At 61.5% G+C, this 13,699-nt stretch carries 11 protein-coding genes; 9 read left to right on the top strand and 2 right to left on the bottom strand.

What is annotated here, in order from left to right; translation table 11 throughout:
• Positions 1 to 4 precede the first annotated feature (4 nt).
• Positions 5 to 442: a nuclear transport factor 2 family protein gene (locus AC58EF_RS08415; RefSeq protein ID WP_497275571.1), complete on the bottom strand. Its 438-nt coding sequence runs from the start codon at positions 440 to 442 to the stop codon at positions 5 to 7.
• A gap of 405 nt (positions 443 to 847) precedes the next feature.
• Here AC58EF_RS08415 and AC58EF_RS08410 point away from each other — a divergent pair, with 405 nt between their 5' ends.
• Positions 848 to 3,685 (top strand): TonB-dependent receptor domain-containing protein, encoded by a 2,838-nt coding sequence (locus AC58EF_RS08410; protein ID WP_497275570.1) that lies wholly within the window; start codon positions 848 to 850, stop codon positions 3,683 to 3,685.
• 271 nt (positions 3,686 to 3,956) lie between these two features.
• Here the strand turns inward: AC58EF_RS08410 and AC58EF_RS08405 are convergent, their stop codons facing one another.
• A complete protein-coding gene (locus AC58EF_RS08405) occupies positions 3,957 to 4,868 on the bottom strand; it encodes a LysR family transcriptional regulator (protein ID WP_497275569.1) in 912 nt (303 codons plus the stop codon).
• Positions 4,869 to 4,967: 99 nt separating this feature from the next.
• On the opposite strand from AC58EF_RS08405, the gene AC58EF_RS08400 reads away from it, so the two are divergent.
• The 8 genes from AC58EF_RS08400 to AC58EF_RS08365 are packed head-to-tail and all read left to right on the top strand — an operon-like array spanning position 4,968 to position 13,699.
• Positions 4,968 to 6,440, top strand: coding sequence for an aldehyde dehydrogenase family protein (locus AC58EF_RS08400; protein WP_497275567.1), 1,473 nt, complete (start codon positions 4,968 to 4,970; stop codon positions 6,438 to 6,440).
• A gap of 26 nt (positions 6,441 to 6,466) precedes the next feature.
• Positions 6,467 to 7,345 (top strand): DODA-type extradiol aromatic ring-opening family dioxygenase, encoded by an 879-nt coding sequence (locus AC58EF_RS08395; RefSeq protein ID WP_497275565.1) that lies wholly within the window; start codon positions 6,467 to 6,469, stop codon positions 7,343 to 7,345.
• Positions 7,342 to 8,250, top strand: coding sequence for a fumarylacetoacetate hydrolase family protein (locus tag AC58EF_RS08390; protein ID WP_497275564.1), 909 nt, complete (start codon positions 7,342 to 7,344; stop codon positions 8,248 to 8,250). Before AC58EF_RS08395 ends, AC58EF_RS08390 begins: the two co-directional genes overlap by 4 nt.
• Positions 8,247 to 9,647 carry an FAD-binding oxidoreductase gene (locus AC58EF_RS08385; RefSeq protein WP_497275562.1) on the top strand — a complete coding sequence of 467 codons (1,401 nt, stop codon included), beginning with the start codon at positions 8,247 to 8,249 and terminating at the stop codon, positions 9,645 to 9,647. Before AC58EF_RS08390 ends, AC58EF_RS08385 begins: the two co-directional genes overlap by 4 nt.
• The gene (locus tag AC58EF_RS08380; protein WP_497275560.1) at positions 9,644 to 11,101 is read left to right on the top strand and encodes an aldehyde dehydrogenase family protein; all 1,458 of its coding nucleotides are present in this window, start codon (positions 9,644 to 9,646) and stop codon (positions 11,099 to 11,101) included. Before AC58EF_RS08385 ends, AC58EF_RS08380 begins: the two co-directional genes overlap by 4 nt.
• Entirely contained in the window at positions 11,088 to 11,894 is an 807-nt protein-coding gene (gene hpaH, locus AC58EF_RS08375; protein WP_497275559.1) for a 2-oxo-hept-4-ene-1,7-dioate hydratase, read from the top strand. Before AC58EF_RS08380 ends, hpaH begins: the two co-directional genes overlap by 14 nt.
• Positions 11,891 to 12,700 carry an aldolase/citrate lyase family protein gene (locus tag AC58EF_RS08370; protein ID WP_497275558.1) on the top strand — a complete coding sequence of 270 codons (810 nt, stop codon included), beginning with the start codon at positions 11,891 to 11,893 and terminating at the stop codon, positions 12,698 to 12,700. Before hpaH ends, AC58EF_RS08370 begins: the two co-directional genes overlap by 4 nt.
• Positions 12,701 to 12,715: 15 nt before the next feature.
• The gene (locus AC58EF_RS08365; protein ID WP_497275556.1) at positions 12,716 to 13,699 is read left to right on the top strand and encodes a 2-dehydropantoate 2-reductase; all 984 of its coding nucleotides are present in this window, start codon (positions 12,716 to 12,718) and stop codon (positions 13,697 to 13,699) included.

Here is a 13,699-nt window from a genome sequence, read left to right as displayed (position 1 = left end):
ATTCCTATCGCGGCCCGGCCGCACTGAGGGGAAGTACGAGAGCGAAGGTCTTTTCGTAGGATTGCTCGGCGAAGAGCCAGGTACCCCGCGCGTCGCGCACGAGCTCACACGTGACCCGACCGATGCGAAGCTGGACCTCCGTTTCGGAGATCTGCGGTTCCAACGCATAGTTCGAGAGTGTCGCGCTGACTGCGACATGGTCTTCGTCGACCCTGTCGATGAGTATGTTGGCCCAGATATGGCTGGTCCTTCGCCGCGGATCGGCAAGACGCCGCTCATAGAAGGCCTCGATCTGCGACACGCCTTCTATGAGTGTTTCCCCTGGACGGAAAGATCCGTTCTCCGCAAAACAGGCCGCCGCTGCCTCGTGGTCGCGCCGATCGACCGCTGCGGTGAAGCGAAGCAGGATATCTGCGGGGTTGTCGTCAGCCTTCATGTCCATGAACTCTCCTTGCAGCCGTCGGCCGGGTATCCGCAGTGTCCGTGCGTCGGAAACCGATCACTTCACTGCGGCGGTCGAAGTCGCCGTGGTGTGAAGAGGCGCACCATACCCCCGGAATTGATCTTGCACCGCTCGGTCTATGAGCGGATATTTCTCCTTTCGAGATGTAATAGTCAAGATTTCTGCCAATAAATATTAATTGTTATCTTTGTGTTCAAAGATGTATATTCTATAAATGAAGATAAGAACCGACAAACTTCGACATAATATCAAAAATACAGAAATTATTTGCTTATTAGTTTCATTTGAAACAAAGCACGGCGCAGCATGTCCAGGCATTTCGAAAAGGAGGCCGGAATGGACTGCAGCCCATCGTTTCGAATCTGAAGACTGCTGGAGGGGAATATGAAGTTGTTCGTGGCTCTAAACGCGGGTGTGTGCCTGCTGGCGCTCTCGCCGACGGCGCTGGCGCAACAGGCCGTCGAAACCGACGCCGGTGGGAAAGCCGAGGAAGCGGCCACTGCGAACCCCGCAGACATCATCGTCACCGGGTCGCGCGCCATCAGAGACGGCCGAGATGCGCCCACGCCCCTCACCGTGGCAGGAACTCAGCAGCTCCAATTGACGCCTTCGAGCATTCCCGAGGCGCTCAACAAGATGCCGCAATTCGCGGGCTCGACGAACAACGTCGGTGCCGGGAACGGTGCCGGCAGCGGACGTTCCAACATATTCTCGGGCAACTTCATCAATCTGCGTTCCTTCGGTGCCATCCGCACGCTGGTGCTACAGGACGGTCGTAGGGTTCCGGCGACTGCATTGAATGGACAGGTCGACGCCAACACGATCCCGCAGATGCTGGTCGAACGCGTCGAAGTGGTGACCGGCGGCGCCTCGGCGGTCTACGGCTCGGATGCCGTCACGGGTGTGGTGAACTTCATCCTCGATCGTGATTTCAAGGGACTCAAGGCCCAAATCCAGAGCGGTATCGCCGAAGCCGGCGACGCCGCTTCCTGGCGAGCGGGCGTCGCCGGCGGTTTCGACATCGGCGATCGGGGACACTTCCTGTTCAGCGCCGAGCGCTACGAGAACAAGGGGATCGCCTCGACCGCGGATCGGGATTGGAGCGCCACCGCGCCGACCTATGCCGGCCTCGGGACGAGTTCGCAGCCTTTCGTGCTGGTGAACAATGGCCGGATCTCCAATGTGTCGGACGGCGGTCTGGCGCGTAGTGGCCCCTTCACCGGTCGTCAGTTCGTGGGAAGCGGCACGCTCGCGTCCTTCAATGCCGGGGTGCCGACTTCGACGCCCAATCTCGCGATAGGCGGCGATGGCTCCTATTATCAGGGGGTCAATCTCGTCCCACCCATCGAAACCAATCAGTTCTTCGGGCGCTTCGATTACGAACTCAGCGACTCCGTGCGCTTCTATGCTCAGGCCAGTTGGGCGGAGTCCAAGACCAACGGAATGCACAATTCCAACGAGAGGCCCAATAATTACCGGATATACAGCGGCAATCCCTTCCTTCCCGCAGACGCCCAAGCGCTGCTCACCGCCACGAACACACCCTTCTTCGGATTGGGGCGCCTCAACAACGATCTGTCGGCCGATTCCACGCTCGATCAAAGCACGCGCTCGCAACGCTATACCGTCGGGCTCACCGGAACCGTGCTGGGTGATTTTCGTTGGGACGCTTATTACACCTACGGTCAGGCAGACGTAGATTCCGTCACGCACAACAATATCAACTACCCGAATTTCTATGCTGCGCTCGATGCCGTCCGCGACAATCAGGGTGCGATCGTCTGCCGTGTCTCCATCACGAATCCCGGCCTCTATCCGGGATGTGCGCCGATCAACATGTTCGGTGTCGGAAACCAGAGCCAAGCGGCCAAGGACTTCATCTACGAAGACACCTCCTGGTCCGCGCGCAACAAGATGCACGACTTCGGAGCGAGCATCAACGGTTCTCCATTCTCGACCTGGGCCGGGCCGGTCTCCGTATCGCTGAACTTCGAATATCGTGAAGAGAGCTTGGTCCAGACGACGGATTCCAGTTCGCTCACGGTCCCCGACTTCACCGGCATCCGGCTCGCAACGCCTCCCACGCTGATGTGGGCCTACCCGACCGAGTCCGCCATGTCGGGGCGCAACGACGTCTGGGAAGTCGGAGGCGAAGTGTTGGTGCCACTGCTCGAGGATGTTCCCTTCGCGCAGCGGCTCGCCATCAACGGCGCGCTGCGCCAGACCCACTACAAGACATCCGGAGACGCCACGACCTGGAAGGTCGGGGCCATTTGGCAGCCGTTCGATCAGTTGCGCTTTCGAGGGGCCGTTTCCCAAGATATCCGCGCACCCACGCTTTCGGACTTGTTCGCGGGTCGTGCGCTGAGTTTCGCCAACATCTACGATCCTCATACCGGTGTGTCGGGCATCGTGGACGTGCAGAAGAGCGGGAACGTCGATTTGGTGCCCGAAGTCGCTCGCACCTACACGGTCGGCTTCCTCTACACCCCGGCATGGCTTCCGCGTTTCTCTCTGTCGGTCGATTATTTCAGTATCCGGATCAACAACGCGATCGGGACGATCAATGGCGCCGACGCCTCGATCCTTCAGGACTGCGAGCAATCGAACGGTGCCTCGCCCGTCTGCGCGGCGATCGTGCGTCCCTTGCCGTTCAGCGACACGTCCGCGGCGAACTTTCCAACGATGGTCCTCAACAGCAACCTCAACGTGGCCGAGACCTTCACCCGCGGCATCGATCTCGAGAGCAGCTACAATTTCGATCTCGGTGCAGGGAAGGTCGATCTGCGGGCATTCTACACCTATCAGCCGGTGCTCAAGACGCGCGCTTTTCCCACCTCGACCCTGCTCAATCTCGCGGGGGCTCCAGGTCTATCGAAGCATCGCGTGACCGGTTTCCTCGGCTACACGGTCGACGGGTTCAATGCCAATCTGCAACTGCGCTATTATAGCGCACAGACGCGGAGCGAGAATCCGAACCTGATCTTCGCGGACGGGGATCTCTCATCGGCTTTCTATGCCGATCTGGGTCTCAGCAAGGCGATCGATGTCGGGAACAAGTCGCTCGAATTGTTCCTGAACGTGAACAACCTGTTCGATCGCGACCCACGTATCGCGCCGTCGACCACCCGCGTCGGGACGCCGGGTACGGGCAATCCGGCCGTGAACGGCGACGACGCGATCGGCCGCTATTATACGATCGGGCTGCGCTTCAAGATGTGACGGACCCACCGAGGCACCAGCCTGCCCTGGCTGTGGTGCGCAAACTGGGCGGGGAAACCTCTGGTTTCCCCCTTTTCTTTGTGCCTCGCTTCGCGGTCTTGGTTCCGTTCAGGGCTCTTCTCCGGGAGGCACGATCCTGCCGATCTGATCGCTCGTCGTCGAACCGGGCAACGCGCACGGCTTCATGATCGAGCTGCGTTCCCCCAGGTGAGGCGTTTCCACTCCGCTTCAGGCCTCGATCGCGATCATGGCGAGCTTTTCGGGTTTCGTGCTATTCTCCGTTCGTCGCGCCGAGTTCGACCGCGAGATAGGCACTGAAGTGACCGGCAGCGGACGATAAGGGTCTGTCTGCCGGCTGATAGAGGGTCATGTATCGAACTACTCGCGGGGAAATGAGTGGCCGTTTCACGAGGCCGAGCGCCTGGGCGAAAGGGGTGACATAGTCCGGTGAGAAGGTGACGCCGAGGCCGGCTGCTGCGATCCCGAGTGCAGTCGAGAGGTTCTCCACGATCTGAACGGGACGAACCTGGACGGCGTCGGATCCAGCCGGCAGATAGGCGCCGATGCTGTGCTCATGATCACGCCCAGCGGCATACACGTCGGCATCGCACAATTCTCGCCACTCTATCTCGTCGCCTTTCGCTGCGAGTGGATGCTGGGGATGACACCAGAGAACCCAGTACGTCGGAAAGATATCCGCTTTGGCGATGTCGACCGATACGGCGCGGTCCGGGCCGAGGGCGAGATCCGCCTCCCCGATCTGAACCCGGTCGGCCAGCCATTCGACGCCGGTATCGAGAATCCGCACGAGCGTCTTCGGCTTGCCGCGGCGATAGGCGGCTATGAGGGGCGGCAATATCAGAGCGGCGATGGCCATCGGAGCGGCGACGCGCACGACGTCGATGGCGCGATTTCCGATGTCTGCAGCGGCGAAGGAGGCTCGGCTGATCTGCTGTTGCACTGCCAGCGCGGAAGGCAGGAATTCTCGGCCCTCCGCCGTCAGAGAGACCTTGCGGGTCGTCCGTTCGAAGAGAGTGAAACCGAACGATCCCTCCAGATCGTTGATGAGATTGCTGACCGCCGATGGAGTCAACCCCAGGCGACGCGCCGTCAATGTGAAGTTGGAGAGCTCGGCTGCAGCGACGAACGCGTCGATCTGCCGGGGCGTGAAATGCGGGGACATGGGCTTAGATTATACAGAAAAATTCAAAAAGACTATCGGATATTTCGCTTCTAGTAGATAAAGCCCGAGGGTAGTTCCTCCTCGGACAGGAGGAACGGCATGACGGAAGCGGTTCTCATCGGCGGCGAACAAATCTCCGCCCTACATTATATCGACGGACGACGCATCGACGCCGACGAGCGGTTCGAGATATTTTCACCCATCGACGGGAGGGTCTTGGGTGACGTGGCGCTCGGTGGGGCGGCCGAGGTGGAACTGGCGGTCGAAGCGGCGTCGCGAGCCTTTCCCGCTTGGGCCGCCCTCGGCGCCGAGGGACGACTTCCCTATCTCGTTCGTTTCGCCGAGGAAATCGGCAAGCGTGCGGATCTGCTCTGCCTTGCCGAATCCAACGATGCGGGTGTGCTTCTCTCGCGCATGCGGCACGGCATCGTGCCCCGAGCGATGCTCAATATCACCTTCTTCGCGGACGCGGCCCTGAGGCTTCAGGACAAGGTCATCGAGACCGCCCAGGCCACGCATCTAATCCGTCATGATCCGGCGGGGGTATGCGTGATCATCACGCCCTGGAACGCACCGCTGATGCTGTCGACATGGAAGGCGGGGCCGGCCCTCGCATCCGGTGACACGGTCATCATCAAACCGCCCGAATGGGCGCCCTTGACCTGTTCGCTGCTTGCCGATGCCGCTTCGGCGGCGGAACTGCCGCCGGGCGTCTTCAATATCGTCCAGGGAACGGGTGCGAAGACAGGGGCTGCCCTCGTGGCGGATCCACGTGTGGCGCGCATCTCCTTCACCGGATCGGTGGAAACCGCGAAGACCGTAGCGCAGGCCGCGGGTGCGAACCTCACTCCCTGCAGTCTCGAATTGGGGGGCAAGTCTCCGTTCATCGTCTTGGCCGATGCCGATCTGGATCGAGCCGCAGAGACCGGTGCGCTCATGTATCGCAACGCGACCCAGGTCTGTCTCGCGGGTACCCGCTTTCTGGTCCACGAAGCCGTGCGCGAGGCGTTCATCAATAAGATGAGCCGGCTTGTCGCCGAACTCGTAATCGGCGATCCGCGAGATGCGGCGACCGAGGTGGGACCGATCATCCATCCTCGCCAGATCGAGCGCGTCGAGGGTTTCGTCGATCGTGCGAAGGCCGCGGGAGCCGAAGTCCTCTGGGGTGGAGGGCGCGACGCCTTCGGTGATCTCTATTACCGACCGACCATGCTGACCGGGGTTGAGCAGGGCTCCGAGGTCGTGCAATCCGAGATATTCGGTCCCGTTCTCGTCATGCAGGGCTTCCGCGACGATGACGAGGCGATCGCGCTGGCCAACGACAGCAGATATGGGTTGGGGGGCGTCTGCTTCGGCGAAACCGAGCGCGCGCGTGCCGTCGCGGAAAGGGTGCGTACCGGTTTCATCTGGGTCAACAGCTTCGGCATCCGGGACCTCGCCGCACCTTTCGGCGGCTGTCGCCAGAGCGGAATCGGGCGTGAAGGAGGCGACTGGAGCTTCGAGTTCTTCAGTGACGTCAAGGACGTCATCCTGCCCAAGCAGCCCTTCGTGCCCAGCTTCAGCCATCGTTGACCGATCGCACGAGCGGAGAACAGATCATGGGACAAATCGTAGGAGCGGCTCTCGTCTCTCACCATCCCGGCCTGATGCAATCGGATGATTTTCGGCTGCAGGTCGGGGCCGGGCGGGATTCCGATCTTATTGCAGGCTATCGGCGGTTGAGGCGAAAGATCGATGAGGTCGCGCCCGACGTCCTGCTGATTTTCGACACCCATTGGTTCACGACCGGCTTTCATCTTCTCGATGCCGGTGAAGGCTATTCGGGCAACTATATTTCCGATGAAATGCCATGGTATCTGCATGGACAGGCGTATGATTATCGGGGGGCGCCGGATCTCGCGCATCTGATCCAAAGCGTTGCGGAGGAGCGGAGCGTTCCCGCTCTGGCGATCGACGCGCCCGATCTGCCGCGCCACTATGCCACGATCAACGTCGTAAATCTGCTGAACGCGAAGGAGAGGGTACTCACCGCGAGCAACTGCCAGAACTGCAAGCCCGATCATTTCATCGCGATGGGGCAAGCGGTCGGAGAGGCCATCGGCCGATCGGATTCGAGGGTCGTTCTTCTGGCAAGCGGAGCCCTCAGCCACAAGTTCAACGACATCGATAGCGTACAACGTCACCAGCGGATATTCGATGCTGCCAACGTCTCGAGCGAAGCGAATAGGTGTAGCGATCTGGAAGTCGTGGAGCTGTTCCGCCAAGGACGCCATGACGTGATCCTCGAGCGCTTTCCCACCGAATACGCGCGCATTCCCTGGGAGGGCTTTGGCGGGCACTATCTCCAGATGATCGGAGCTCTCGGCGGCGCGGCGTGCCGTGCAAGGGGCGAGCCTCTGTCGGAATATGAGAACGCTCGGGGGACGGGCAACATCCACATCTGGTTCGACCTAGAGGACGAGGGAAGTGCGGCATGAGCGTCCTTGATGGCCCACGTATCGAGCGGCGCAAGGTTCTCGTAGAAGGCAGCGCATGCTGGGGAACCATGGTAGGGGCATCTGAGCTGCGGCTCGACGACGGCCGGGTGGTCGACCCAAGCGCGCTCGTCCACCTGCCGCCTTGCGCGACGGCACCAAGCAAGATCATCGCCGTGCATCTGAGCTACGCCTCGCGCGGTGTGGAAACGCGGAACGACCCGAGGCCCACGCTCACGCCCACCTATTTCACCAAGCCGTTCACGTCGCTCAACGGGCACAATGGCACGCTCGTCAAGCCGGCGGACGTCCGCTACCTCAATTATGAAGGCGAGTTCGCGGCGATCATCGGCAGGGTGACGCGGAACATCCTTCCCGAGGAGGCGTGGGATCACATAGCGGGCTTCGCGCCGGTTCTCGATATGGGCGCTCAGGATTTCCGCGATACCGATCAGGGATCGATGCTGCGGGTGAAGGGAATGGACGGCTTCTGTCCGATCGGGCCGGGTATCGTGTCGGGCGTCGATCCGCGCGAACAGACACTGCGCACCTACCGGAACGGTCTCATCGTCCAGGAAGCGGACATCGGGGAGGAGATGATCTGGGGTCCCGACTATATGATCGCCGATATCGCCCGCCACATCACGCTTCTTCCCGGTGATATCGTCTGTACCGGAACACCGGCGCATTCACGCTCCATCGACCCTGGCGACACGATCGAAGTCGAGATCACCAACATCGGTCGCCTCACCAACAGGGTCGTCGAAGGTCCTGCTCCCAGAGCGATCGACATCGGCCATCCGCCTATGGATACGCCCGAAGTAAGACGGGTGGCGCTGGGGTTCGACGAGAGAGTTCGAGCCGATCTCAAGGCGAACTATCGCGCGTCCGTAAGGGAAGCGAGATGAGCGGGCTCGCGAGTCTGTCCTCCCGGTTCTCGGGCCGACTGCTGACCGAGCAGGCCGACGTCGCGCCCTTCCTCACGGACTGGCGGGACATGTGGCACGGTCGAGCGTTGGGCGTCGCCCAGCCGGACACACCACAGGATGTCGCCGCCGTGGTGGGCTGGTGCTCGGAACATGATGTCCCCATCGTGCCTCAGGGCGGAAATACCGGCATGTCGGGTGGAGCTACTCCCGATGGGAGTGGCAATGCTCTCGTGCTTTCGCTTTCGCGGCTCGATCGCATCCGCGGTATCGATCCCGTGAACGATACTATCAGCGTGGATGCCGGATGCATCCTGGCGACGGTCCAAGCAGCGGCGCGCGAGGCAAGGCGCTTCTTTCCGTTGAGCCTGGGCGCTGAAGGATCCTGCACCATCGGCGGCAATCTCGCGACGAACGCGGGAGGCACCGGCGTACTGCGCTACGGCAACGCCCGCGATCTGTGTCTCGGTATCGAGGTCGTCACCGCCGAGGGGAAGATATGGGATGGTATGCGGGCGTTGCGCAAGGACAATAGCGGCTACGATCTGAGGGATCTGATGATCGGCTCCGAAGGGACGCTCGGGATCATCACCGGGGCGGTGCTCAAGCTCTTTCCAGCACCGGCGGCGCACATCACCGCATTCATCGGCTTGCCCTCCGTTCGATCCGCGCTTGAGCTGTTCCACGACATCAAGGCGCGTTTCGGCGAAGCTCTCTCGGCCTTCGAGATGGTTTCGAGCCAGGCGATGGATTTGGTCGAAGCGCACATCCCCGGAAGCCGCAATCCCATCGGATCAGCGGCCTGGTATACCCTTGTCGAGCTCTCCCCGTTCGGCGGGGACGAGAAGAGTCGGGACGTCTTCGAAGCGCTCCTCGCCGATGCTTTCGAACGTGGCACGATATGTGACGCCACGATCGCCGCGTCACAAGCACAGGGTCTCGCAATCTGGCGGATTCGTGAGAGCATTTCGGAGGCGCAAAGCTCGGCAGGCAAGACGATCAAGCACGACATCGCGCTCCCGCTCTCGAGCATCGCGTCATTCCTGGAAGCCGCCCAAGCCGCCATCCGGCCTCTCGTGGCGGACATGATCCCCGTCACTTTCGGGCATCTGGGAGATGGCAATCTCCACTATAATTTCTCGCCCCGGCCGGGCGCGAGCCAAAGTCGCTTCCTGGCATCGCAAAGCGCGCTCAATACCGTGATCCACGATCTGGCAGTCGACCATGGCGGTACGTTCTCGGCCGAGCACGGCCTGGGAGCCCTGCGCACCTCCGAAGCCGAACGGCTGAAGTCGCCCGTGGAAATGGCACTCATGGCTTCGGTCAAGCAAGCTCTCGATCCGAAGGGGATACTCAACCCCGGCAAGGTGTTCGCATGAATTCGCACGCCAACCTCATCGGCGGCGAGTGGTCGGCAGGCATATCGACGCCGAACGTCAATCCTTCCGATCTTTCCGATGTCGTCGGTCATTACGACCATGCGAACGAAGAGCAGGTGCGCTGCGCTTTGGCTGCGGCACGGTACGCGTTCAGGTCCTGGTCGACCAGTTCGGTCGGAACGAGAGCCGATCTGCTCGAAAGGGTGGCGCGGGAAATCTCCGTGCGCCGGGAAGAGCTGGCCGACCTGCTCGCTCGGGAGGAAGGTAAGGCCCTTGCCGATGCCCGAAAGGAAGTCGTTCGAGCCAGCCAGATATTCTCCTTCTTCGCCGCGGAGGTGTATCGGATGCGGGGTGAGAAGCTGCCTTCGCTTCGACCGGACGTCGGCGTGGAGATCACGCGTGAGCCGATCGGGGTCGTCGCGCTCGTGACGCCTTGGAACTTTCCTCTCGCGATACCGGCGTGGAAGATCGCACCCGCGCTCGCCTATGGGAACACGGTCGTCTTCAAGCCGGCGGAATCGACGCCCGCCAGTGCTTGGATGCTCGCCGAGATCATCCATCGGGCGGGTGCTCCTGCGGGCGTGTTCAATCTGGTCATGGGGCGTGGCGACGTGCTTGGCGATGCCCTGTGCGGTCCGGGGATCGCCGCCATCAGCTTCACGGGGTCTGCGCGGGTCGGCCGTGATATCCTTGCCAAGGCGAGCGCGCACGGCGCGCGGGTCCAGCTCGAGATGGGCGGGAAGAATGCGTTCGTCGTTCTGAATGACGCGCGTCTCGATCTGGCGGTCCGCTGCGCGCTCGATGGCGCCTTCTTCTCGACCGGTCAAAGATGCACGGCATCATCCAGGCTGATCGTGGAAGAAGGGATACATGATGCCTTCCTGGAAGCGTTGATCGCGGCCATGGGTCGAGAGAGGGTAGGAGATGCGAGGGATCCATCGACGACCATCGGTCCGGTAGCCAGCGAGCGACAATTGGAGATCGACCTCGACTATATCGCCGTGGCGCAGGGGGAAGGCGCGACGCTGGTGAAGGGCGGAGAAAGGCTGGAACGGGGAACGGACGGATATTTCCTCTCCCCGGCGCTTTTCGCCGGCAGTGAGTCCGGCATGCGCATCAATCAGGAAGAGGTGTTCGGCCCGGTCGCCTCCATCATTAAGGCGGCCGATTTCGAAGACGCGCTCGCCATCGCCAACGACGTTCCCTTCGGCCTGTGTGCGGGGATCGCGACGAATTCGCTGCGCCATGCCAAGGAATTTCAGCGGAGGGCGGAAGCCGGCATGGTGATGGTGAACCTTGCTACGGCCGGCGTCGACCATCACGTGCCGTTCGGAGGCCGCAAGCAGTCCAGCTACGGGCCGCGTGAACAGGGGACCTACGCCGCCGAATTCTACACTGCCGTCAAGACGGCCTACGTCAACGCGGATTCGGAGATAGCTGATGCCGCTCGATAATGATCTTGTTTCGCGCCTCGCGAACGAGCTGGACGAAGCCGAACGCTCCCGTCGTCAGGTGGATCTGTTCTCCCTGCGCTATCCTCACATGACGTTCGAAGATGCATATGCGGTGCAGACCGCCTGGGTCGCCAAGAAGATCGGCGGTGGTCGGCGGGCCGTCGGACACAAGATCGGGCTCACCAGCAAGGCCATGCAAAGGGCCGGAAATATCGACGAGCCGGATTACGGAACGTTGCTGGACGACATGCTTCTGCCCGAGGGGGGAGATCTTCCGTTTGATCGGTTCATCGAGCCGCGCATCGAAGTCGAACTTTCGTTCATTCTCGGGCGGCCGTTGAAGGGACCGGAAGTGACCATCATCGACGTCCTGGAGGCGGCCGACTGGGTAATCCCGACGCTCGAAGTGATCGATGCACGTATTCGTAGGTCCGACCCCGCAAGTGGCAGGACACGTACGATGATCGATACGATCGCGGACAATGCGGCGAATGCGGCCATCATAACGGGTGGTCGGCCGGTCCGGACAGACGCTCTGGATCTTCGCTGGATATCGGCCCTGATCTACAAGAACGGCGTCATCGAGGAATCCGGCGTCGCGGCCGCGGTACTCAATCATCCGGCGAAGGGCATCGCGTGGCTGGCGAACAAGCTTGCTCCCTTCGACGTCGGTCTGGAGCCCGGCGAAATCGTTCTGAGCGGCTCTTTCACGGCTCCTGTCCCTATCGCGCGGGGCGACACTTTTCATGTCGACTATGGCCCCCTGGGTTCGATCGCTGCGCGGTTCGTATGAAGATGGGACGAAACGGTTTCAAAAAGGCGATCATGCGAGGGCAGCGGCAGATCGGCCTCTGGCAGGCGCTCGCGAACCCCTACACGGCCGAAATATGTGCCGGAGCGGGTTTCGATTGGCTTCTCTTCGATGGCGAGCATGCGCCCAACGACATTCCTGGCATGGTCGCGCAGTTGCAAGCCGTCGCGCCCTATCCATCTCATCCCGTGGCGCGATTGCCGTGCGGCGACACAGCCTTGATCAAGCAATATCTGGACATCGGGTTCCAGACCCTCCTCATCCCGTTCGTCGATACGGCGTTGCAGGCTTCAGATCTGGTTCGAGCGACGCGCTATCCGCCGAAAGGTGTGCGCGGCATCGGCGTCGGACTGTCGCGAGCGGCGCGATGGAACCGCCTTCCTCGATATCTGGAGGAGGCCGACGAGGATATCTGTCTGCTGGTGCAGATCGAGACCGTCGCTGGCCTCGGGAATCTCGAAGCGATAGCGGCTTTGGACGGCGTGGATGGAATTTTCATCGGTCCTTCGGATCTGTCGGCGGCATTGGGATATCGCGGTCAGCCGGACCATCCCGTGATGGTCGAGACGATCCGACGGGCGATCCATATGGCTCACGCCAGTGGGAAAGCCGTCGGAACCTTGGCGCTGGATGAAGTCGGTTTCGATCGCGCGGTGGAGGCGGGTTGCACGTTCATCGCGGTGGGTACGGATGTCTCCCTGCTGGCGCGATCCAGCGAACGGCTCGCCGCGCTTCGCGGCGCCAAGGCGGCCGATGTCGATTCCGGGCTCACCGCGAAGGGCTATTGAACGGATGGAGGTAGAATGCGCATAGGTATCGTCGGGGCCGGTGCGATCGGCGGATGGATCGGCGTTCGTCTCGCAAGACGCGGACATGATGTCAGCGTCCTCGCGCGGGGCGACACGCTGGAGGCCATAAGAGCGGACGGCTGGAAGCTCGATATCGGTGGAGAGACGCTGGTCGCATCGGTCGCAGCTTCTGACAGCGTGGCGGATCTGGGGCCTCAAGATATCGTACTCATCTCGGTGAAGGGGCCGGCCTTGGCGGCATTGGCGCCTCGAATCTTGCCGATGATCACCCCCTGGACATCGATCGTGCCGATGATGAACGGCGTACCTTGGTGGTTTCTCCTGGAGAACGACGGCGATCGGCCTTCTTTGCCGCTCCTGTCGGTGGACGAGAGCGGCATCATTGCCGAAACGCTTCCCTATGATCAGGTGATCGGCAATGTCGTCCATGCGAGTGCGATGTCGAAGGCGCCGGGGCATATCGTTCATAAGGCCGGCAATGGCCTGATATTCGGGGAGCCGGGGGGGCGACATTCGGAGCGCCTCGACCGGCTCGCCGGCATCTTCGAGGACGCCGACTTCGACGTCGAACGGAGCTCAAGGATCAGATACGAGATCTGGTACAAGCTCTGGGGCAACATGACGATGAATCCGATTTCTGCCGTCACGGGTGCGACCTGCGACAGGATCTTGGATGATCCGCTGGCAGCGTCGTTCATTCTCGCCGTCATGGCCGAAGCTCAAGCCATCGGCGCCATGATCGGCTGTCTCATCATGGAGCGGGGGGAAGATCGCCAGGCGGTGACGCGACGACTGGGAGCCTTCAAGACGTCGATGCTTCAGGATGTAGAAGCGGGACGACCGTTGGAGGTCGACCAGCTGCTCGGGGCGCCGCGAGAAATCGCGCAGCAGCTCGGTATCGAGACCCCGATGTTGGACGCACTCATAGGGATCACGCGACTCTTCGCGGTCCAGCGCGGACTCTATCCTGGATCCTGA

Source organism: Sphingobium sp. WR1 (assembly GCF_059693745.1).
Note: the sequence above shows the minus strand (reverse complement) of the source record. Positions and strands in the feature narration are given on the sequence as shown.